Here is a 19,704-nt window from a genome sequence, read left to right as displayed (position 1 = left end):
CGAGTACGGAACGTCCAGGCACCTTACCGAGTGCCCGTCGGCGGTGGCCGGATAGTCTCGGAGGTATGACTGAGCGCAAGCGCACCCCGTGGGTGGTCGGGGTTTCCGGGGCGTCCGGGACGCCGTACGCGGCGGCGGTGCTCCGCGGGCTGCTGGCGGCGGGCGAGAGCGTCGACCTCGTGGTGAGCCGGGCTTCGCGGCTCACCCTGTTGGACGAGACCGGGATCGCCTTCCGCGACGCGCACTGGCGGGACGATCTGGGGGAGTGGCTGCAGCGGGGGGCCGACGGGAAGCCCGGGACCTTCGCGCGGCCCGGACTGGACGACGTCCGCTACTGGGGCGCCGGGGACCTTGCCGCCGGACCGAGTTCGGGTTCGTACCCGGTCAAGGGGATGCTGATCGTTCCCGCGTCCACGGCCTGCGTGGCGGGGGTGGCGCTCGGACTGTCGAAGGACCTGCTCCAGCGCGTGGCGAGCGTGACGCTCAAGGAGCGGCGCCGGCTGGTGGTCGCGGTGCGGGAGACCCCGCTGAACGGGCAGACGCTGCGGCATCTGGTGGCGCTGGACGAGGCGGGCGCGATCGTGCTGCCCGCCTCTCCGGCGTTCTACGCGGGCGCGACGCACATCCAGGATCTGGTGGACTTCGTCGCGGGGCGGGTGCTGGACGCGGCAGGGGTGCCGCACCGGCTGTACCGCCGCTGGGAGGGGGAGCTGGGTGGTTCCCGTACTCCCCGGGAGGCGAACGGTGGTGACTAGGCCTTCTTGCCGGACAGCGGCTTGCGGGACTTGTCGACGCGGTAGGCGGCGGCGGGCTGGTGGGCACGGGATCGGTTGGCCAGCTCCTGGAGCTGTCGCATGTGTGCGTGGGCCATCTCGATCGTGAACACGGTGAACCACTCCTGAAGATCGTTATTGATCTGCTGAAAGATTTCACAGGGTGTTGACCCTGTGTGCCTTAGATTCTATACCTAGACTTGCAGGATCGCCGAATAATGGAAGGCTCCACGTAATGGACACGGTGGACAGGCAGCTCATCCAGGCACTCCGGGAAAACGGTCGTGCCTCGTACGCGGAGCTGGGCCGTCTCGTGGGCCTCTCCGGCCCCAGCGTCACCGACCGCATCAACCGTCTGGAGACGGCCGGCGTGATCACCGGCTACCGCGCGACGGTGGACTCGCGGTCGCTCGGCCTCGGCGTCACGGCGCTGATCGGACTCTCCATGTCCGATGCCGCGGACCACGAGGACGTGGCCCGGCGGCTGCGCGACCTCAACGAGATCGAGGACTGCTGGTTCATCGCGGGCGACGACTCCTTCATGCTCAAGGTGCGCGCCAACGACGTGGACGGCCTGGAGAAGATCATCCGCAGGCTCTCCGGCACCAAGGGCGTCTCGCGCACCCGCACCACCATCGTGCTCTCCACGAAGTGGGAGAACCGGGTCGGGGAGCTGCCCGAGGAAGCCTGAGAGTACGGTTGGGCAGGGTTCGCAGGACAGGCAGAGGCATCTAGAGGAGGCGACCGGTACATGGACGCTGGGCTCAAGCGTGAGCTGGAGGAGAAGGTCCGCTCCGGCGAGCGGCTGACCCGTGAGGACGGCATCGCCCTCTACGAGTCGGACGACCTGGCCTGGCTCGGTGGCCTCGCCCACGAGGTGCGCACGCGCAAGAACGGTGACGTCGTCCACTTCAACGTCAACCGGCACCTCAACATGACGAACGTGTGCACCGCCTCGTGCGCGTACTGCTCGTTCCAGCGCAAGCCGGGCGAGAAGGACGCGTACACGATGCGCATCGAGGAGGCCGTGCGCCTGGCCAAGGCCATGGAGAACGACAACCTCACCGAGCTGCACATCGTCAACGGCCTGCACCCGAACCTGCCGTGGCGCTACTACCCGCGCTCGCTCTCGGAGCTGAAGAAGGCGCTGCCGAACGTCTCGCTGAAGGCGTTCACGGCGACGGAGATCCACCACTTCGAGACGATCTCCGGCATGTCGGCCTCCGACATCCTGGACGAGCTGATCGAGGCCGGCCTGGAGTCGCTCACCGGCGGCGGCGCGGAGATCTTCGACTGGGAGGTGCGCCAGCACATCGTCGACCACCGCACCCACTGGGAGGACTGGTCGCGCATCCACCGGCTGGCGCACTCGAAGGGCCTCAAGACCCCCTCGACGATGCTGTACGGGCACATCGAGGAGCCGCGCCACCGCGTGGACCACGTGCTGCGGCTGCGCGAGCTCCAGGACGAGACCGGCGGTTTCCAGGTCTTCATCCCGCTGCGCTACCAGCACGACTTCGTGGACATGCAGGACGGCAAGGTGCGCAACAAGCTCCAGGCGCGCACGACGATGGCGACCGGCGCGGAGGCGCTGAAGACCTTCGCCGTCTCGCGGCTGCTCTTCGACAACGTGCCGCACGTCAAGGTCTTCTGGGTGATGCACGGCGTGCAGACCGCCCAGCTCGCGCTGCAGCACGGCGCGGACGACATGGACGGCTCGGTCGTCGAGTACAAGATCACGCACGACGCCGACAACTACGGCACCCCGAACAAGCTGGGCCGTGACGACCTGCTGGAGCTGATCCGGGAAGCGGGCTTCCGCCCGGTCGAGCGCAACACGCGCTACGAGATCATCCGCGAGTACCCCGGTCCGGACGCGGGTCTGCGCGAGACCCCGCAGGCGATGCGGGTCTGACGCCCCGTCGGCCCCGGCCGACCCCCACTCGGTGAGTTAACCCCGGCCCATGGGCCGGGGTTTAACTTTTTCTGGACGGGCCGATGAGGTAATGGGTAAACTTGCATAATGACCCTTACTTTCACCCTGGACCCGGTCGTCGACCCTTCCCTGCGTGAGGGAATCCTCGGGCTGTGGGCCGACGTCTCGAACGCGGGCGGCGCCGTGCGCTTCGTGCCGCCGGTCGTCGTCGACGACATCCGCCCCGAACTGGACGAGCACCTCGCCGGCGTGGCCGCCGGGAGCTGTCGCCTGCTCCTCGGGCGGGACGGGGACGGCTCGGTCGCCGCGACCGCGTTCCTCACCCGCAACGCCCACCGACTGCAGCTCCACTGGCTGTGGGCGTACACGGTCATGGTCCATCCGCGCCATCAGGGCAAGGGCTACGGGCGCGAGCTGATGGCCGCGACGGAGGCCGCGGCCCGCTCCCTCGGGGGCATCGACGCGATCCGCCTCACCTGTCGCGGCGGTCACGGCCTGGAGCACTTCTACGCGGCCTGCGGCTACAAGGAGGTCGGCCGCGTCCCCGGCGCGGTCCGGGTGGCCCCGGGCGACGACCGCGACGACATCACGATGCTGCTGCCGCTGTACTGACGGGCGCCGTCGCCCCCCGTACCCCGGAGGGCCGCCGCGGAGCCCCGGCGTGCTTCACTGGACGGGCACCGGCCGGCGTACGGCCGACTGCCGACGCACCAGCCGACGTACGACCACGACGAGAGAGAAGGGGTCACCGTGTCCCTCAAGCCGAGCGCGACGATCCGATACACCGCGATGCGCCTGGGCATCTTCGTCGGATGCCTCGTCGTCGTCGCGGGCCTCGTCCGGCTCCGGTGGGTGCCCGCCGGGCTCGGCGACGCCAACGCCGCCTGGGTCGTGCTGCTCGCCCTCGTCATCTCCGCCCCGCTCTCCTTCGTCCTCCTGCGCAAGCAGCGGGAGGAGATGTCCCAGCAGATCTCCGGGCGCGTCGCGGGTGCGAAGCAGAAGCTCGCCGCGAACCGCAGCCAGGAGGACCAGGCCGACGACGCGGCGCGCGTGAGCTCATAACGCCACAGTTGGCTTCATCACACATCGAACCGCCCCAGCACCGGGTATACCGCCCGTAACGCTGGGGCGGCCGTGTTTTCCGGGTCGGCGCAAGAGGGCCTCGTGCGCCGTTGTCTCAAAGGGCCCCTTTGAGATTCCCAAAGGAGAAGTGTTAGCGTGTTGAACATGTTGACCACAGCTGCGCACCCGATGACCACGAGCGTTCCGCTCGTGATGCGCCTGCACGTCGACCTCTGCCGCCGCGCGTCCGCGGCCTGTTGCTGTTGAGCTGAATCGATACAGCAGCGGTCCCGGCCGGCCTACCCGGCTGCCGCACCGCATCACCACCGCAGCACTTCCCCCCTGTCTTTGTGCGTCACCTCCGGAGAGTGTCCGTGTCCGCGACCCCCCAGGCCCCTGCCAAGGCCTCGTTCAAGTTCCCCTTCTGGGCCCAGATCGTCGCCGGTCTCGCCCTCGGCGTCCTGTTCGGCTGGATAGCCCGCAGCCAGGACGTCAGCTGGCTCGCCACCACCCTGGAGAAGACCGGCGACATCTTCGTCCAGCTGCTGAAGCTGGCCATCGCCCCGCTCGTCTTCTTCGCGATCCTGGTGTCGATCACCAACCTGCGGAAGGTGAACAACGCCGCGCGGCTCGCCTCGCGCACGCTGCTCTGGTTCATGATCACCTCGCTGATCGCGGTCGGCATCGGCCTCGCGATCGGCCTGCTGACCGACCCGGGTTCGGGCACCGGCCTCACCGCGGCCGACGGCAAGGAGCCCAAGAAGACCGGCTCCTGGATCGACTTCCTGACCGGGATCGTGCCGACGGACATCGTCACGCCGTTCACCGATCTGAAGGTCCTTCAGATCGTCTTCCTGGCCGTCGTCGCCGGTATCGCCGCCCTCCAGCTGGGCAGCAAGGCGAAGCCCGTCCTCGACCTCGCCGAGTCCGCCCTGGAGCTGCTCCAGAAGGCCCTGTGGTGGGTCATCCGCCTCGCCCCGATCGGCACCATCGGCCTGATCGGCACCGCGATCGCCACGTACGGCTGGGACCTGATCGGCAAGTACGCGACCTTCACCGCCGACATCTACATCGGCTGCGCCCTCGTGATGTTCGGCGTCTACCCGCTGCTCCTCGCCACGGTCGCCAAGGTCAACCCGCTCCAGTTCTTCAAGGGCGCCTGGCCGGCCATCCAGCTGGCCTTCGTCTCCCGCTCCTCGGTCGGCACCATGCCGGTCACCCAGAAGGTCACCGAGCGACTCGGCGTTCCGAAGGAGTACGCCTCCTTCGCCGTCCCGTTCGGCGCCACCACCAAGATGGACGGCTGCGCCGCGATCTACCCGGCGCTCGCCGCGATCTTCATCGCGCAGATCTTCGACGTGCAGCTGGGCATCAAGGAGTACCTGCTCATCGTCTTCGTCTCGGTCATCGGTTCGGCCGCCACGGCCGGTCTGACGGGCGCGACGGTCATGCTGACGCTGACCCTCTCCACGCTGGGCCTCCCGCTGGCGGGCGTCGGCCTGCTGATGGCGATCGACCCGATCCTGGACATGATCCGCACCGCCACGAACGTGGCCGGCCAGGCCCTGGTCCCGGTCATCGTCTCGGCCCGCGAGGGAATCCTGGACAAGGAGGCCTACGCCTCCGCCTCGGCCTCCCCGCTGGACGAGGAGCCCTCCTCCACCCCGGCCCCGGTCGCCGTCGCGGCCTGACCTCCCGCACCCGCCGCAGCCCCCGCCCCCGTCCGGGCGGGGGCTGTGGCGTTCGCCGGGAGGCGTGCCGCAGGCGTCAGACGGTCTGCGCGCGGAAGTACGCGACCGTCGCGATCAGGAACGGCACGGCGAACCACCACCGGCCCATGGTCCGCCGGAACACGGGGGTGATGGTGATCAGCAGCCCCAGCAGACACAGGACGACGGAGCAGTTGCCCATGAACCGGGCGTCTTCGCGGAGCTGGTCGTACGGCGACTCGGGCTCCGTGGCCACGGCGGCCCAACAGGCGAACGCGGCGGGGACGTAGAGCAGGACGAGCGGGATCCCGAGCACCCACTGCAGACAGCCCCGGTCCTCGGGCAGGTCGATGTTCTCGCGGGGGAGCCTCATCCGAGCGTCACCATCCGGATCCAGGCGATCGCGCCGAGGACGACCGGCGGGGCGAACCACCACGGGCCCAGGGTGCGGCGGACGGGCGGGACGAGGGTGATCAGGATCCCGAGCACGCTGAAGATGACGGCGAAGAGGGCCATCGCCGTCGTCCCGGCGTACCCCGGATCGTCCCACTCGGCCGCCGGGCCGAAACGCACCGCCGTGTAGACGAAGAACGCGTTGAGCAGGTGGAGGAGGCCGAGCGGGACCCCGAGGACCCACCTGAGCAAGCGCTGGTCCTCGGACGGGCCGGCGCTCTCGCGGGAACGTGTCATCGCATTGCTTCCTTGACCTGGCCGAGCCCCTCGGTGAAGTTGTCACCGTAGTCCTGGGCCTTCTGCGACTCCCAGTACGGGCCGCCGTTGTAGCGGGCGGCGATCTCGCGCATCTGGGCGCCGGTCAACTGGTCGGCCGGCACGTCCGCGTACGGGGTCTCCGACTTGATCTGTGCCAGGAAGCCGGCGGCTATGAACGCGTTCTGGCGGTGGTCCTGGAGGGACTCCTCCACGAGAGCGCGCTGGGCCTCCGTGAGGTGCGCGGGATCGTATCCGAGCACTTCGGCACCGCGCCGGACCTGGATGGCGATCGGCCCGAAGGAGGTCTGGTCGGGCGCCCCGCCGAGCCGGTTGGGGAGGTTCTCGGGCGTGATGGGGCTCAGGGGGAACGCGGCGGTGTGGCGGATGTGGTCGGTGAAGTCGTCGACGTAACCGCCCTGCCCGGCGATCTCGTTCCAGGCGATCCCCGCGACCAGCTCCTCGGGCAGGCCCGCGTGCTGGGCGGCGGCCCGGAGGATCTCCTTGTTGCGGGAGATCCACTGGGCCTTCTCCTGGTCGTTGTCCGGCGGGTTCCAGTACATCTCCTCGCCCTGCGGCAGGCCGGCGACGCGCATCCGGATGTCCTTGAGCTCCGGCGAGACGTAGGTCTTCTCCCCGACCGTCCCGTGCATCTCCCGCTTCGGGCCGCTGCCCGGCAGGTGGGTCAGCGGACTGTTGCGCGCCTCCTCGCCCTCCCGGCGCAGGTCGGCCATGGCGGCGTACAGGTCGGGCCGCTCCCCGCCGCCCTGGACCCGGAGCGCGGGCATCAGCTCGTACGCCTGCTTCATCGCGTGGACGCAGGTGTCGCGCGCCTCCTGCTCGACGGTCCTGGCGAGGTGGAAGCCGCCGCCCGCGGCGTCGTGGAGCCGGTTCGCCTCGTCGCGGATGTCGTCCACGTCCATGGTCACCTCGGCCAGGAAGTCGAAGACGCCGGTCGTGGCGCGCATGTCCTCCCACTGGCGCATGGGCTCCGCCTGCTGCGCGACCTTGGTGATGGCGACGCCCTTGGTGCCGATGAGCGCGGCGAGCGCCCGTTCCGACCGGGTGCCGTTGCGGTAGTGGGACCTGGCCGTCTCCAGCGCCAGGGCGTAGGCGTGCAGGGCGCTCGCGGCCTTGTCGAAGCCCTCGGCCATGTGCGTCACCAGCTGCCGGGCATCGGTGAGACGCGCGAAGTACGTCGTACTCCCGTCGCTCTCCCACTTGGTGCGCTCCGCCCGCCGGGCCGGTTCCTCGACCTGCACGAGGAGGTCGCGCAGTCGGCGGAACTCGGCCGCGTTCCGTTCGACCAGCGCGGGATTGCACTCCGCCATGAACGTGACGTCGGCGTGGTAGCTCAGGCCGCTGCTCATCTGTCCTTGTCCTCCGGCTTCAGGTACACGCCCGTCTCCACGATCCTGCGGAGGAAGGCAGCCGCGGTGTCGTCGTCCACCCGGGCGAAGCTGGTGCCGGTGGTCTTCAGACGGGTGGCCAGGCCGGCGAACAGGGCGACCGTGTCCTTGAACTGGTCGTCGGCGAACCGGGCGAAGCGGAGGGTCTGCGCCGCGACATCGGGGTGCGCCCGGGGCGCGCGGGCCATCGTGCTCGCGTCGCCGTCGGGGCGGCCCTCGTGCAGCAGCGCGGCGATCTCGATCAGCAGGTTCGCGTTGCCGTTGACGGACGAGACCCCGGCCACCAGGCTTCCCGCGGCGCTGCCGCCGCCGGGCTCGGGCGCCACCTGGTTGAGGCGCATGGCGGGAGACGAATGCCCGGCTACGACGGCAGCCTTGTGATGCGCCCATTCCGCGTCGAACGACAACTGGTTACCCCTGACTTGACCCGAAAGCGCTGGATCATGTCCATGCTAATACGGGGGAAACGGCCTCGGCGCCGTCAGGAGAGCTTCCATATCCGGACGGTGGAGTCGTCGCTTCCGCTGGCGAGGGCCTTGCCGTCGGGGCTGAACGCCACCGAAACGACCTGACTGGTGTGGCCGGTGAGGGTTGCGGTGCTGGTGCGGGAGGCGAAGTCCCAGAGCCGGACGGTGTGGTCGCGGCTGCCGCTGGCAAGGGTTTTGCCGTCGGGGCTGAACGCGACACAAAATGCGGAATCGGTGTGCCCGTTGAGGGTCGCGGTGCTGGTGCGGGAGGCGAAGTCCCAGAGCCGGACGGTGTTGTCGCGGCCTGCGCTGGCGAGGGCCTTGCCGTCGGGGCTGAACGCCACCGAAGCCACGGTACTGGTGTGGCCGGTGAGGGTTGCGGTGCTGGTGCGGGAGGCGAAGTCCCAGAGCTGGATGGTGGCGTCACCGCCGACGCTGGCAAGGCTCTTGCCGTCCGGGCTGAACGCCACCGACTCGACGGTGTTGGTCCGGCTGGTGAGGGTGTTGGTGCGGGAGGCGATGTCCCACAGGCGGACGGCGTTGCCCCCGGCGCCGGCGAGTGCCTTGCCGTCGGGGCTGAACGCCACCGACCACACGGAACCGGTGTGGCCGGTGAGGGTTGCGGTGCTGGCGCGGGAGGCGAAGTCCCACAGGCGAATGGTGGAGTCGCGGCTGCCGCTGGCGAGGGTTTTGCCGTCGGGACTGAAGGCGACCGAAAGCACGGAATTGGTGTGGCCGGTGAGGGTTGCGGTGTTCATGCGGGAGTCGATGTCCCAGAGCCGGACGGTGTTGTCGCGGCTGCCGCTGGCGAGTGTCTTGCCATCCGGACTGAACGCCACCGATACGACGGGGGCAGGGGCGGTGTCGCTGGTGAGGACGAACTCGGGCCGGCGGCCGACGGCGGGGTCACCAGTGTCACCGGTGTCATCGGCGAATTGCCGAGCTGTGACGACCCCTGCCGTCCCCGCGGCCAGTGCGGCGAGGCCGCCGAGGACGACAGTGCGGCGGCGCGGGCCGCGAGCGGGGGTGCGCGGGGGCTCCGGTTTGCGGCTGGGCGGCGGCGGCAGTGCGGGCTGGGTGGGGGCGGTGTGCAGGGCCGGGGCGGTGTGCACGTCGGGGACGGCCGTGGCCGGGCGCCGGATCGCGCGCAGGCGCTCGGTGGTGGTGGGCGCGTCCGGTCGCTCGGCCGGGTCCTTGGCCAGCAGCGAAGCGACCAGTTCCGCGAGGCCGGCGGGCACGTCCGCCCGTACGATGCGCAGGTCCGCCGGAGTCTCGTCCAGGTGCCGGCGCATCAGCACCCACGGCTGCTCGGTGGCGGGGAACGGCGGGGCGCCGGTCAGCAGCGCCTGCAGCACGCACCCCAGGGCGTACAGATCGCACCGGGCGTCGACGTGCTCGCCGCGCCACTGCTCCGGGGCCATGTAGGACGGAGTGCCGAACGGCCGGCCGGTGACCGTCAGCCCGCCCGTGGCGTCCGCGGTGCGGGCGATGCCGAAGTCGCAGATCTTCAGCCGCCCGTCGGTCAGCAGGAAGAGGTTGGCGGGCTTGAGATCGCGGTGCACGACCTTCTGGGCGTGCGCGGCGGCCAGCGCCTCCGTGGCCTGTAGCGCCAGACCGATCGCCTCAGCCGCCGGGAGGCCGCCGGGGGATCGGCTCAGCAACTGGGCGAGGTCCTCCCCCTCCAGTAGCTCCATCACGATGAAGAACCGGTTCTCGTGCTGCCCGATGTCGTGGACGACCGTGATCCCCGGGTGCTGGAGTCGCGCCCCGATGGCCGCTTCGCGGCGGAACCGCCGCAGCAACTCGTCCGTCGCGTCGAAGTCCAGCAGCACCTTCACCGCGACCGGACGGCCGAGCTCGACGTCGTACGCCCGCCACACCTCGCCGATCCCGCCCTGCCCGAGCCGGACGTCCAGCCGGTACCGCCCGGAGAAGTGCTCTCCCGTACGCATGGTCCGCCCCCCGGTCGTACAGCAACTCGCGCTGTGGCTTTGGCCATTGTGTAACACGAAGGTCAGGCGTACGAGACGAATCCCGTCCAGGTGCGGGGTGAAGGCGAGGTGGGGGAGGTGGGCGTCCTTGGAGTCGCGGACGTGAAGGCCCGCGACTCCAGGGGCGTGCCCGCTTGGGCCCGGATCATGCCGTCGAAAGGTCGCCGAGTGGGGTCTGCCGACGCAAGACCACCGGGTTCCGCATATCCGCGACGCGGAAGGGGACGCGGAGGCGGGCGGAGGCTGGTTCCCTGCAAGGCGGTGTGGGTGGAGGACCGCCTCGCCACCGGGTCGCGGGGGGCTGCGATCCGGCGTGCTCAGACGCATAAGAACCCAAAGAACCGGGGGAAAGAACCAACCAACCCCACCAAACCCGGCGCGTGTCGCTCGGACGGGTGAAACGTGCCAACTGGGCTGGATTTGGGGAGGGTTGGCGGGCATATGCTCGCTCCGACCACCTCAGAAATGAGACGGCCCCCGACGGGACTGGCATCCCGGCCGAGGGCCTGACCAACAAGGAAGCACAGACCCTTCCCAATGGCTCTTCAGCACCTTAGCGCGCCGTCGCGCGCAGCGGCCCGTGTTCGACCCGGGACCCCCCGATCCGGTGTCATTCACGTCAACACGCCGCACACGCGTCACTTCACCGTGGTGGGCAACCACCTCCTCCAGCACGCTGACTTGTCGGCGACGGCGATCGGGGTCGCCGCCTACATCCAGTCGCTGCCCGACGGCGCCCCCGTCGGAATCAAGGCGCTCACGGACCGGTTCCGCGAGGGCGAGGTCCGGATCGCCGCCGCCCTGCGGGAGTTGGAGCGCCACGGCTACCTGGAGCGGCGGCGCGAGCGGCTGGCGACCGGGCAGGTGGTGACCCGGACGTTCTCGTACAACAGGCCGGGGGCCGTCGCAGACCCTGACGGCCCGCCGCCTCCGGATGGCCCGCTGCCTCCGGATGGCCCGCCTCCGCCGCCGCCACCGCCGGTCCGGGAGCCCGTGCCGGAGCCCGTGCCGGAGCCCGCGCAGGCTCGGAGGGCCCGGGCGTTCGATGCGCTGCCCGTGCCGCGGGCGCTGCACCACGGTGCGGCCGGTCTGCTGGCCGGGCTGCGGCGCTACGATTCGCGGCTCCTGCTGGCCGAACGCGACGTATGGCGGCTCGTGCCGGGGGTGTCGGCCTGGCTGGAGCGCGGGGCCGACCCCGAGGTGGTGGCGCGAGCGCTGTCCGGTGGCCTCCCCGAGCACATGCGCGAGCCCGCGGCCGTACTCGCGTACCGGCTCACCGCACTGGTCCCGCCGCACCTGCCGCCCGCCCCGGTGATCCGGCGGCCCAGACAGCCGGATCCGTTCCAGACCTGTGACGGCTGCGAGCGCGCCTTTCGGGCCGCGGCTCCGGGGCGTTGCCGCGACTGTCCGCCGGTCGCCGCGTAGGGCTCGTAGGGCTCAGGGAGAGGTGACGGCCTGTTCCAGGAGGCCGTGCAGGGCGCGCTGTTCCTGCTGGCTGAGGCCGGACAGGGGGGAGTCCACGGCGAGGAGCGCGAGGAGGCGTTCGCGCAGCGCGGTGCCCTCGGCGGTGAGGACGAGGTGCTTGGCGCGGCGGTCCGTGGGGTGCGGGTGGCGCTCGACCAGGCTCTGCTTCTCCAGCTTGTCGACGACGAAGGTGGTGTTGGAGGGCTCGCAGCTCATGCGTTCGGCGAGCTCCCGCATGGTCATCGGCCCGCTCATCTCCCGCAGCGCGGTCGCCTGGGGCGCGGTGAGGCCGAGGGTGGCGGCACGCTCCCGCACGTGCTCGGCGATCCGCTGGGCCAGTCCGTTCACCAGGCCGCACAGCTGGCGCTCGGCGATCACCTGCTGTTCGGGGGGCGTCGTCATGCCACCACCCTAGCAAGTCCGTCAAGACTGAATATTTCCAGCTTGAATGATTCGAGCTTGATGTTTATGGTGACGTCGTCGCTGCGGGGAACGCTGCCGCGACCTGATGACGACTCACGGAAGAGGACCCATGGCTGACTTGACGGTGGACCAGGACGTGCGGCTGCGTCGGCCGGCGGGGATCCGCTCCATACGGCTGGGCGACACGAGGGTGTCGTACGTGCCGGACGGCGACGTGCGGCTCCGGCCGCTGAGCGTGCTCCCGGGCACCACCGACGAGGTGTGGGCCGCACACCCGGAGTACCTGGACGCCACGGGCCACCTCGTGGGGAGCGTCGGCGCCCTGCTGGTGGAGCACGGCGACCGCGCGCTGCTGATCGACGCGGGCTTCGGCCCGCAGACGCACGAGGCTCCGGAAGGCCCCATCAGCAGGATCCACGGCGGTGCGCTCACGGACGGCCTGGCCGCCCTCGGCCGGCGCCCCGAGGACATCGAAGCGGTGGCCTTCACCCACCTCCACGCCGACCACCTCGGCTGGGCCTGCCATCCCGCCCCCGGCACCGGCCGGCTGGTGTTCGGCCACGCCGACTACCTGGTCTCCGAGCCGGAGTGGGACCGCCGCGACCTCCTGGAGGCCCAGGGCATGACCGAGCAGGTCGCGGCCCTCGCGCCGCGCGTGCGTACGGTCACGGACGGGCAGGAGATCTTCCCCGGCGTGCGCGTGCGGATCACCGCCGGCCACACCGTCGGGCACGCCGAGTACGTCATCACCGGGGGCGGACGGCGACTGATCGCCTTCGGTGACGCCGTGCACTCGCCGATCCAGATCGACCACCCCGAGTGGTCCTCCGCCTTCGACCACGACCAGGCGCGGACCGCCGACCACCGCCACCGCCTCGTCGCCGAGCTGGCGGAGCCCGACACGATCGGCTTCGGCGTCCACTTCGCCGACGTGGTGTTCGGTCGCGTCCAGCGGGATGGAGAGGGCCCGGCCTGGCGCCCCCTGGACGTGTGACGTCTGAACCGCTGGATCAAGCGAGAGATATGGTGCTAGCGTCGATAGCACCATGTTGCTGAGGCTGAACATCGCGGACGACCGGCCGCTGCACGAGCAGGTGGCCGGGGCCGTGCGGCGGGCCGTTTCCGAGGGGGAGTGCGCCCCCGGGGACCGGTTGCCGCCCGCGCGGGATCTCGCGCAGGCGCTCGGGGTGAACGCGAACACCGTCCTGCGCGGGCTGCGCGCCCTGCGCGACGAGGGGGTGCTGGAGTTCCGGCGGGGGCGCGGGGTGACCGTGGCCGGCGGGGCCGACACGCGCTCCGCCCTGCTGGAACGGGTACGCGAGCTGGTGGCCGACGGGGCCCGCCTGGGCTACGGCAAGGCCGATCTCGTCGCCATGATCGAGGGGGCGTCGTGAGCGAGGGCGGGGTGCGGGGGGCGGTCGGCTGGGTGGCCGGGGTCGCGGCGGTGCTGGTGGCGCTGCCGCTGGCGGCGAGCGGGCGGCTGCCGGATCGGATGGCCACCCACTGGGGCGGCGGTTCCGGCGCGGCGCCCGACGGGGCCATGCCGTTCTGGGGCGCGATGGCCTTCCCGCTCGCGATGTGGGCCGTATGGGTGCTGGGGGTCGCGGTGTTCGCCGTGACGCGGGCCCGGGCCGCGGCCGTACTGCTGCCCAGCGGTGTGTTCCTGGCCGGTGCGCAGGCCGCGATCGTACGGGCCAACCTGGACCACGAGGACTGGCGGCAGGCCGATCCGGTGGACGGCCGGGTGGTGGCGGCGGTGCTCGCCGCGGCGGTACTGGCGGCTCTGGTCGGCGCGATGATCAGCCGTCAGGGGTCGCTCGGGGCCGTGGCCTCGGCAGCCGGCGGCCCCCGTATGGACATCCCCGCAGGTGAGCGGCTCGTATGGCTCGCTCGGACCTCGAACCCGTGGCTCCGGCTGACCGCCGGCGTGCTGGGAGCCCTCGCGGCCGTCGCCGCGGTCGCCGGGGCGGGCGGGCTGCTCGGGCCGGCGTGGCGGCTGGTCGTGCCGCTCGGCTTCGCCGCTCTCGCGGTGCTCGTCCTCTCCTCCGTACGGGCACGGGTCACCGGGCAGGGGCTGGAGGTCGGCTTCGGGCCTCTCGGGTGGCCCGTACGGCGCTGGGCCGCCGCGGACATCGAGTCGGCCCGCGCCGAACACCGCACGCCCGCCCAGGTCGGCGGCTGGGGCTACCGGTTCAGCGGGCTCGGCACGACGGTGATGCTGCGCGCCGGAGAATGCCTGGTCGTCCGCTCCCGCGGCAAGGACTTCGCGGTGAGCGTCGACGACGCCGCCCGCGGTGCGTCCCTCCTCGACTCCTTCACGAAGATGAGCCGCTCGACGCCTCCGGGATCCTAGGAGGCGCTGCGGACCGAGCCGGCGGCCGCGCGGTGGTGGCTCGGGCGGGTGCCGTACACCCGCTGGAAGGCCACGCTCAGGCCGAAGGCGCTGCGGTAGCCGACCTGCCGGGCGATCGACTCCACCGTGGCCTCGGAGCGCACCAGCAGATCGGCCGCCAAGGCCAGCCGCCAGCCCGTCAGGTACGCCATGGGCGGCTGGCCGACCAGCTCGCCGAAGCGGCGGGCGAGCGTCGCCCGCGATACGCCGGCCTCCTCGGCGAGCGCCGCCACCGTCCACGGCCGCGCGGGCCGGTCGTGGATCAGGCGCAGCGCCGGGCCCGCCACCGGATCGCCGAGCGCCCGGTACCAGCCGGGCGGGTCGGACTCGGGGCAGGTGAACCATTCCCGCAGCGTGGACAGCAGCAGCAGGTCCAGCAGCCGGTCCAGGACCGCCTGCTGGCCGGGGTCGTCCCGGCTGATCTCCAGGGCCGTCAGGTCGAGGATCGGGCCGGGTTCGCCGCCGTAGCGCACCACGAGCACCCGGGGGAGCGCGCTCAGCAGCCGCTCCGAGACCCGGCCGCCGACGTGGTAGCTGCCGGTGAGCAGCACGTTCGGGGCATCGGCGTCCAGGCTGTTCCCGCAGGTGCGCACGCCCAGTACGAGCTCCTCGCTGATCTCCGCGCCGTCGGCCGTCGTGCAGTGGTCGGGGCCGTGCACCACGTACAGCGGCGGCGCCACCGGGCCGTCGTCGGCGGGGCCGGCGGTGTCGGCGATGGTGAACGGCCGGCCCCCCACCACGATGGCCACGTCTCCGCGGTCGAGTGCGACGGGCTCGGCGTCGCCCGAGGACCCCTTCTACCGCGGGCAGCTGCTCGACGGCGAGTTCGTGATGTCGACCGGGGACGGCACCGAGCCGTTCGTCGACGCCGAGGACATCGCCGACGTCGCCGTGGCCGCCCTCACCGAGGAGAGGCACGGCGGGCAGGCCTACGAGCTGACCGGACCGCGGCTGCTGAGCCTGGGCGACGTGGTCGAGGAGATCGCCCGGGCCACCGGCCGGGACATCGCCTACCGCCCCGTCCCGGCGCAGGAGTACGCGGCCTACGCCCTCGGGAAGGGCCTGCCCGAGGACTACGTCGCCCTGCTGAACCTGCTCGACGGCTGGATCGAGGAGCGCCGCTTCGCCACCCTCGCCGACGGCGTGCAGCGGGCACTCGGCCGTGAGCCCCGCGATTTCGCCGACTACGTCCGCCGCACCGCCACGACCGGGGTGTGGCGCTGATGTGGCACTGATGTGGCACTGATCCACAAGGGTGAGGCGCTGGTCTCCACGCGTGCGGCACACATCGGTGTCCGTGGCACCGATCGGTGTCAGTGGGGTGGAGCGTCCGTGAAGAAGGGCTCCAGGGGCTGGTCAGGCCGAGTTACCGCTACGTAAATTACCCGCGGTAACGCTCGTGCCGAGCCAAGGAGAGTGCGCCATGGGAGCCGAGCTGAAGCCGGTCAGGCCCGTCAGGCCCACCGGTCCCGTCAGCCCCGTCCGTTCCGTCGAACCCGTCAAAACCGTGGTCGACGGGGTGGTGCGCGAGGTACGGGTTCCCGCGCTGGTGGGACCGCCGCAGCGGGGATCCCTCGGGGACCTCCCCTTCGACAACGCCCGGGAGGCCCCCGGCGAAGCGGTGCTCGCCCGCAAGGAGCGGGACGGGTCCTGGCGCGACGTCACCGCCGCCGAGTTCGCGGCCGAGGTGCTCGCCGTCGCCAAGGGCCTGATCGCCGAGGGGCTGCGCGAGGGCGACCGGCTGGCGATCATGGCCCGTACGACCTACGAGTGGACCCTGCTCGACTTCGCCGGATGGGCGGCCGGGCTGGTCACCGTACCGATCTACCCCACCTCCTCCGCCCTCCAGGCCCGCTGGATCATCCAGGACTCCGGAGCCGTGGCCTGCGCCGTCGAGGACACGGCGCAGGCCCGGCTCATCAGCAACGAGCGGGCCCACCTGCCCTGGCTGGCGCACCTGTGGGAATTCGACACCGGCGCCGTGGCCCGGCTGATCAAGGCCGGGGAGCGCATCCCCGACGCGCTGGTGCACGCCCGCCGGGACGCCCGCACGCCGGACACCGTCGCCACCCTCATCTACACCTCCGGCACCACCGGGCAGCCCAAGGGATGCGTGATCACCCACGCCAACTTCTTCGCCCAGGTGGACAACGCGGTGGAGCTGCTGCACCCCGTCTTCAAGTCCGTCAGCAAGGACCCGGCCTCCACCCTCCTCTTCCTCCCGCTCAGCCACGTCTTCGGACGGATGGTGGCCATCGGCTGCATGCGGGCCCGCGTCAAGCTCGGACACGCGCCCAGCATCAGCACCGAGGAACTCCTCGCCGACCTCGCCGGCTTCCGGCCGACCTTCCTCCTGGCCATCCCGTACGTACTGGAGAAGGTCTACAACACCGCCCGGGCCACCGCCGAGAGCATGGGCCGGGCCTCCTCCTTCGACCGGGCCGCCCGCATCGCGCAGCGCCTCGGCGAACTGGCGAAGGGCAAGGCCCCCGGGCTCGTGCTGCGCGCCGGCCGTGCCCTGTACGACCCGCTCGTCTACCGGCGGATCCGGGCCGCACTCGGCGGCCGCGTCCGCTACATCCTGAGCGGCGGATCCCCGCTGGGCCGGCGGCTCGCCGCCTTCTACACCGGCGCCGGCATCGAGGTCTTCGAGGGCTACGGACTGACGGAGACCACCGGCGCGAGCACCGTGACCCCGCCGCAGCACCCCCGGCTCGGCACGGTGGGCTGGCCGCTTCCGGGCACGGCCGTACGGATCGCGGACGACGGCGAGGTGCTGCTGGGCGGCGGGCACGTCTTCGCCGGCTACTGGAACAGCGGGCACGCCCTCCCGTACGGGAGCTGGCTGGCCACCGGCGACATCGGGGAGCTCGACGCCGACGGGTACCTCACGATCACCGGCCGCAAGAAGGACCTGATCATCACCTCGGGCGGCAAGAACGTGGCCCCCGCACCCCTGGAGGACTGGCTGCGGGCCCACCCGCTGGTCGGCCAGTGCATGGTGGTCGGCGACAACCGGCCGTACATCACCGCGCTGATCACCCTGGAGCCCGACGGGCTGCAGCACTGGCGCCAGATGCACAAGAAGCAGGGCGTGCCGATGCGCGAGCTGATACGGGACGAGGAACTGCTGGCGGACCTCCAGCGGGCGGTCGACGACGCGAACCGGCTGGTGTCGCGGGCCGAGTCGATCCGCCGCTTCGCCGTCCTGCCCGGCGATTTCACCGAGGCGCGCGGCCACCTGACCCCGTCGATGAAACTCAAGCGCGGCGCGGTCGCCCGCGACTACGCGGACCGCATCGAGGAGCTGTACCGGGCGCCTGGCGGCGGGCCGAGCAGGCGTGGGCCGAGCGCCCCCAGCTAGCCGACGCCCGCGCCGTCCCCCGCCTGGCGCCGGGGTCCGGACCCCGCCCGGCGCCCGTACCGGCCCTCGGGCCGGAGACCCCGCCCGGCGTCGGTGCCGGCGCCCGCCCGGTGCCTGCCCGGCGCCCGGGCAGGACCCCGCCTGGCGTCCGCCACGGCGTCCGTGCCGGTGCGCGCCTGGCGCCCGCGCCGGACCTCGTGACGGGCCCCGCCCGGCGTCCGTGCTGGCGCCCGCCCGGCGCCCGTGCCAGACCTCGTGACGGGCCCCGCCCGGCGTCCGTGCTGGCGCCCGCCCGGTGCCTGCCTGGCGTCCGTGCCGGTTTCCGCGCGGCGCCTGCCCGGCGTCCGTGGCCGGACCTTGCGCTGCGTCCGCCCGGCGGCCGTCGGGCGGGGTGGGGGGAGGCGGTCTAGGGTGGCGGAGGGGCCCGGGGGATCGTCCGAGGAGGGTGCTGTGCGTCGTTCCGCCGCCCCTGCCGTCGTGGGCGCCTGCGCCCTGCTCCTCGCCTCGCTGGTGGCCGCCCCGGCCCCCGGGCCGAAGCCTGCGCCCGCGTCCGCCGGTGACCTCCACGGCCGGCGCATCCGGTGGGGCGAGTGCCCCGAACAGCCCGTCCCCGCCCGGATGCGGTGCGGGACCGTGGACGTACCGCTCGACCACGCCGCCCCGGCCAAAGGCACGGTCGCGGTGGCCCTGGCCCGGATCCCCGCCACCGACCGCGCGCGGCGCCTCGGCTCGCTCCTGCTGAACCTCGGCGGCCCCGGCAGCCCCGGCATCGCGAGTCTGGCCGCCGGCCACGCCGGGATCCTCGCCCGCCTCGGCGAGCGCTACGACCTCATCGCCTTCGACCCCCGCGGGGTCGGCCACAGCGAGCCCGTCTCCTGCGGCGGCTCCCAGCAGACCGGCGAGGAGGCCGCCGCCGACACCGCCGGTCTGCTGGCCGCCCTGCGCGCCGTGGCCGGGCGGTGCGCACTCGCCTCCGGCCCGGTCCTCCCGTACATGGGCACCGTCAACGTCTCCCGCGACATGGACGTGGTGCGCCGGGCCCTCGGGGACCAGAAGCTCAACTTCCTCGGCTTCTCCTACGGGTCCCGGCTCGGAGCCGTGTACGCCGCGCAGTTCCCCCGGAGCACCGGCCGGATGGTCCTCGACGGCGTCGGCACCCTCACCCAACCGCTGGCCGCGCGTGCGCTCGTGGCGGCGCGGGCCCAGCAGCGGGCCCTCGACGGCTTCCTCGCCTGGTGCGCCACCCAGCGGGACTGCGTGCACGGGACGGACCCCCGCACCGCCGAGGAGAAGGTCGCCGCCCTGGTGGCGCGGCTCGACGCGCAGCCTCTGCTCCGCCCCGACGGCTCGTACGGCACCGGGCAGGACGCCGTGGCCGCGATCGCCGCAGCCGTGGACGCGCGGAGCCGGTGGCCCGCGCTCGCCCGGGCGCTGTCCAGGGCAGAGCGGGGCGGGGACCCGGCCGCGCTGCTGCAGCTCGGCGGCCCGACGGGCCCGACGGGCCCGACGGACCCTCGGGACGAGGCCGGGCCGGACGCCGCCGCAGCCCCGGTGCCCGCCGACAACGGCGCGGCCGCCCGGGTCGCCGTGAACTGCGCCGACGACCCCGACCGGTCGGGCGACCGGGCCACCGCGGCCGGCGTCGAGCGGGAACTGGCCGACCTGGAGGGCGAGTTCCGGAGCGCCTCGGAGATCTTCGGGCCGCCGCAGCTGTCGGCCGTGCTCTCCTGCCACGGGCGGCCCGCCGGCACCGACTTCATCCGCCGGATCCGCCACCCGGGCGCCGCGCGGATGCTGCTGGTCGCCGCCCGAGGCGACCCGGCTTCCCCGTACGCGTGGACGCGGGATACCGCCGAGCGGCTGGGCTCGGCGGTGGTCGTGGACCACGGGGGCGACGGGCACACCGGCTACCCGGCCTCGCCCTGCGTACGGGAGTACGTGGACCGCTTCCTGCTCGACGGGCGGCTGCCGCCCGCGACGCGCTCCTGCCCCGCCGGGGAGTGATC

The 19,704-nt window shown here is 72.2% G+C and carries 21 protein-coding genes; 13 read left to right on the top strand and 8 right to left on the bottom strand.

Annotation, left to right across the window (positions count from 1 at the left end):
- The first annotated feature begins 65 nt into the window (after positions 1–65).
- On the top strand, positions 66–755 hold the full coding sequence (locus tag RIU97_RS17230) for a UbiX family flavin prenyltransferase (protein ID WP_404957710.1): 690 nt from the start codon (positions 66–68) through the stop codon (positions 753–755).
- On the opposite strand, the gene RIU97_RS17225 is transcribed toward RIU97_RS17230, so the two are convergent.
- A complete protein-coding gene (locus RIU97_RS17225; RefSeq protein WP_404963118.1) occupies positions 752–886 on the bottom strand; it encodes a hypothetical protein in 135 nt (44 codons plus the stop codon). The two genes, RIU97_RS17230 and RIU97_RS17225, sit on opposite strands and share 4 nt — an antisense overlap.
- Positions 887–1,008: 122 nt before the next feature.
- Between RIU97_RS17225 and RIU97_RS17220 the strand changes: the two genes are divergently transcribed.
- From RIU97_RS17220 to RIU97_RS17200, 5 genes are all read left to right on the top strand, one after another.
- Positions 1,009–1,464, top strand: coding sequence for an Lrp/AsnC family transcriptional regulator (locus tag RIU97_RS17220; protein WP_030710106.1), 456 nt, complete (start codon positions 1,009–1,011; stop codon positions 1,462–1,464).
- 60 nt (positions 1,465–1,524) lie between these two features.
- Positions 1,525–2,688 carry an aminofutalosine synthase MqnE gene (mqnE, locus tag RIU97_RS17215; protein WP_030710107.1) on the top strand — a complete coding sequence of 388 codons (1,164 nt, stop codon included), beginning with the start codon at positions 1,525–1,527 and terminating at the stop codon, positions 2,686–2,688.
- 108 nt (positions 2,689–2,796) lie between these two features.
- The gene (locus RIU97_RS17210) at positions 2,797–3,321 is read left to right on the top strand and encodes a GNAT family N-acetyltransferase (protein ID WP_404957707.1); all 525 of its coding nucleotides are present in this window, start codon (positions 2,797–2,799) and stop codon (positions 3,319–3,321) included.
- Positions 3,322–3,459: 138 nt separating this feature from the next.
- Entirely contained in the window at positions 3,460–3,771 is a 312-nt protein-coding gene (locus tag RIU97_RS17205) for a DUF4229 domain-containing protein (RefSeq protein ID WP_404957705.1), read from the top strand.
- Between the two features lie 374 nt (positions 3,772–4,145).
- Positions 4,146–5,462, top strand: a complete 1,317-nt coding sequence (locus RIU97_RS17200; RefSeq protein WP_404957703.1) for a dicarboxylate/amino acid:cation symporter — start codon at positions 4,146–4,148, stop codon at positions 5,460–5,462.
- 76 nt (positions 5,463–5,538) lie between these two features.
- Here the strand turns inward: RIU97_RS17200 and RIU97_RS17195 are convergent, their stop codons facing one another.
- The 5 genes from RIU97_RS17195 to RIU97_RS17175 form a co-directional block, all read right to left on the bottom strand.
- Positions 5,539–5,853 (bottom strand): hypothetical protein, encoded by a 315-nt coding sequence (locus tag RIU97_RS17195; RefSeq protein WP_404957701.1) that lies wholly within the window; start codon positions 5,851–5,853, stop codon positions 5,539–5,541.
- On the bottom strand, positions 5,850–6,170 hold the full coding sequence (locus tag RIU97_RS17190; protein ID WP_404957699.1) for a hypothetical protein: 321 nt from the start codon (positions 6,168–6,170) through the stop codon (positions 5,850–5,852). Before RIU97_RS17190 ends, RIU97_RS17195 begins: the two co-directional genes overlap by 4 nt.
- Positions 6,167–7,558, bottom strand: coding sequence for a hypothetical protein (locus tag RIU97_RS17185; RefSeq protein WP_404957697.1), 1,392 nt, complete (start codon positions 7,556–7,558; stop codon positions 6,167–6,169). Before RIU97_RS17185 ends, RIU97_RS17190 begins: the two co-directional genes overlap by 4 nt.
- Positions 7,555–7,938 (bottom strand): hypothetical protein, encoded by a 384-nt coding sequence (locus tag RIU97_RS17180; RefSeq protein WP_404957696.1) that lies wholly within the window; start codon positions 7,936–7,938, stop codon positions 7,555–7,557. Before RIU97_RS17180 ends, RIU97_RS17185 begins: the two co-directional genes overlap by 4 nt.
- 140 nt (positions 7,939–8,078) lie before the next feature.
- On the bottom strand, positions 8,079–10,016 hold the full coding sequence (locus RIU97_RS17175; protein ID WP_404957694.1) for a WD40 repeat domain-containing serine/threonine protein kinase: 1,938 nt from the start codon (positions 10,014–10,016) through the stop codon (positions 8,079–8,081).
- Between the two features lie 690 nt (positions 10,017–10,706).
- Between RIU97_RS17175 and RIU97_RS17170 the strand changes: the two genes are divergently transcribed.
- Complete coding sequence (locus RIU97_RS17170; protein ID WP_404957692.1) at positions 10,707–11,480, top strand: helix-turn-helix domain-containing protein; 774 nt, start codon at positions 10,707–10,709, stop codon at positions 11,478–11,480.
- Between the two features lie 12 nt (positions 11,481–11,492).
- Here RIU97_RS17170 and RIU97_RS17165 read toward each other — a convergent pair whose 3' ends face one another.
- A complete protein-coding gene (locus RIU97_RS17165) occupies positions 11,493–11,921 on the bottom strand; it encodes a MarR family winged helix-turn-helix transcriptional regulator (RefSeq protein WP_404957690.1) in 429 nt (142 codons plus the stop codon).
- A gap of 130 nt (positions 11,922–12,051) precedes the next feature.
- Here RIU97_RS17165 and RIU97_RS17160 point away from each other — a divergent pair, with 130 nt between their 5' ends.
- Genes RIU97_RS17160 through RIU97_RS17150 form a run of 3 tightly spaced genes read left to right on the top strand, consistent with a single transcriptional unit; the run spans position 12,052 to position 14,295 of the window.
- A complete protein-coding gene (locus tag RIU97_RS17160; RefSeq protein WP_404957687.1) occupies positions 12,052–12,936 on the top strand; it encodes an MBL fold metallo-hydrolase in 885 nt (294 codons plus the stop codon).
- A gap of 52 nt (positions 12,937–12,988) precedes the next feature.
- Positions 12,989–13,336 (top strand): GntR family transcriptional regulator, encoded by a 348-nt coding sequence (locus RIU97_RS17155; RefSeq protein ID WP_404957685.1) that lies wholly within the window; start codon positions 12,989–12,991, stop codon positions 13,334–13,336.
- Positions 13,333–14,295 (top strand): DUF1648 domain-containing protein, encoded by a 963-nt coding sequence (locus RIU97_RS17150; RefSeq protein WP_404957683.1) that lies wholly within the window; start codon positions 13,333–13,335, stop codon positions 14,293–14,295. The genes RIU97_RS17155 and RIU97_RS17150 overlap by 4 nt, the downstream gene beginning before the upstream one ends.
- On the opposite strand, the gene RIU97_RS17145 is transcribed toward RIU97_RS17150, so the two are convergent.
- The gene (locus RIU97_RS17145) at positions 14,292–15,083 is read right to left on the bottom strand and encodes an AraC family transcriptional regulator (protein ID WP_404957681.1); all 792 of its coding nucleotides are present in this window, start codon (positions 15,081–15,083) and stop codon (positions 14,292–14,294) included. The genes RIU97_RS17150 and RIU97_RS17145 overlap by 4 nt on opposite strands.
- On the opposite strand from RIU97_RS17145, the gene RIU97_RS17140 reads away from it, so the two are divergent.
- The 3 genes from RIU97_RS17140 to RIU97_RS17130 all read left to right on the top strand — a co-directional run bounded on the left by RIU97_RS17140 (position 15,076) and on the right by RIU97_RS17130 (position 19,702).
- Positions 15,076–15,558 carry a hypothetical protein gene (locus tag RIU97_RS17140; RefSeq protein WP_404957679.1) on the top strand — a complete coding sequence of 161 codons (483 nt, stop codon included), beginning with the start codon at positions 15,076–15,078 and terminating at the stop codon, positions 15,556–15,558. The genes RIU97_RS17145 and RIU97_RS17140 overlap by 8 nt on opposite strands.
- Before the next feature lie 199 nt (positions 15,559–15,757).
- Positions 15,758–17,698, top strand: coding sequence for an AMP-dependent synthetase/ligase (locus RIU97_RS17135; RefSeq protein ID WP_404957677.1), 1,941 nt, complete (start codon positions 15,758–15,760; stop codon positions 17,696–17,698).
- 450 nt (positions 17,699–18,148) lie between these two features.
- The gene (locus RIU97_RS17130; protein WP_404957675.1) at positions 18,149–19,702 is read left to right on the top strand and encodes an alpha/beta hydrolase; all 1,554 of its coding nucleotides are present in this window, start codon (positions 18,149–18,151) and stop codon (positions 19,700–19,702) included.
- Positions 19,703–19,704 lie beyond the last annotated feature (2 nt).

Origin of the sequence: Streptomyces sp. 147326, from assembly GCF_045000215.1 — a bacterium.
In the GTDB taxonomy this organism is placed as follows: Bacteria; Actinomycetota; Actinomycetes; order Streptomycetales; family Streptomycetaceae; genus Streptomyces.
The sequence above is the reverse complement of the archived record's forward strand: the minus strand, read 5'-3'. Positions and strand labels throughout refer to the sequence as shown.

Bases quoted from the DNA above. Each gene is read 5' to 3' on its own strand.
- RIU97_RS17230 (WP_404957710.1), top strand. From the start codon at position 66: ATGACTGAGCGCAAGCGCACCCCGTGGGTGGTCGGGGTTTCCGGGGCG.
- RIU97_RS17220 (WP_030710106.1), top strand. From the start codon at position 1,009: ATGGACACGGTGGACAGGCAGCTCATCCAGGCACTCCGGGAAAACGGT.
- mqnE (WP_030710107.1), top strand. From the start codon at position 1,525: ATGGACGCTGGGCTCAAGCGTGAGCTGGAGGAGAAGGTCCGCTCCGGC.
- RIU97_RS17210 (WP_404957707.1), top strand. From the start codon at position 2,797: ATGACCCTTACTTTCACCCTGGACCCGGTCGTCGACCCTTCCCTGCGT.
- RIU97_RS17195 (WP_404957701.1), bottom strand. From the start codon at position 5,853: ATGAGGCTCCCCCGCGAGAACATCGACCTGCCCGAGGACCGGGGCTGT.
- RIU97_RS17190 (WP_404957699.1), bottom strand. From the start codon at position 6,170: ATGACACGTTCCCGCGAGAGCGCCGGCCCGTCCGAGGACCAGCGCTTG.
- RIU97_RS17185 (WP_404957697.1), bottom strand. From the start codon at position 7,558: ATGAGCAGCGGCCTGAGCTACCACGCCGACGTCACGTTCATGGCGGAG.
- RIU97_RS17180 (WP_404957696.1), bottom strand. From the start codon at position 7,938: ATGCGCCTCAACCAGGTGGCGCCCGAGCCCGGCGGCGGCAGCGCCGCG.
- RIU97_RS17175 (WP_404957694.1), bottom strand. From the start codon at position 10,016: ATGCGTACGGGAGAGCACTTCTCCGGGCGGTACCGGCTGGACGTCCGG.
- RIU97_RS17165 (WP_404957690.1), bottom strand. From the start codon at position 11,921: ATGACGACGCCCCCCGAACAGCAGGTGATCGCCGAGCGCCAGCTGTGC.
- RIU97_RS17160 (WP_404957687.1), top strand. From the start codon at position 12,052: ATGGCTGACTTGACGGTGGACCAGGACGTGCGGCTGCGTCGGCCGGCG.
- RIU97_RS17155 (WP_404957685.1), top strand. From the start codon at position 12,989: ATGTTGCTGAGGCTGAACATCGCGGACGACCGGCCGCTGCACGAGCAG.
- RIU97_RS17140 (WP_404957679.1), top strand. From the start codon at position 15,076: ATGGCCACGTCTCCGCGGTCGAGTGCGACGGGCTCGGCGTCGCCCGAG.
- RIU97_RS17135 (WP_404957677.1), top strand. From the start codon at position 15,758: ATGGGAGCCGAGCTGAAGCCGGTCAGGCCCGTCAGGCCCACCGGTCCC.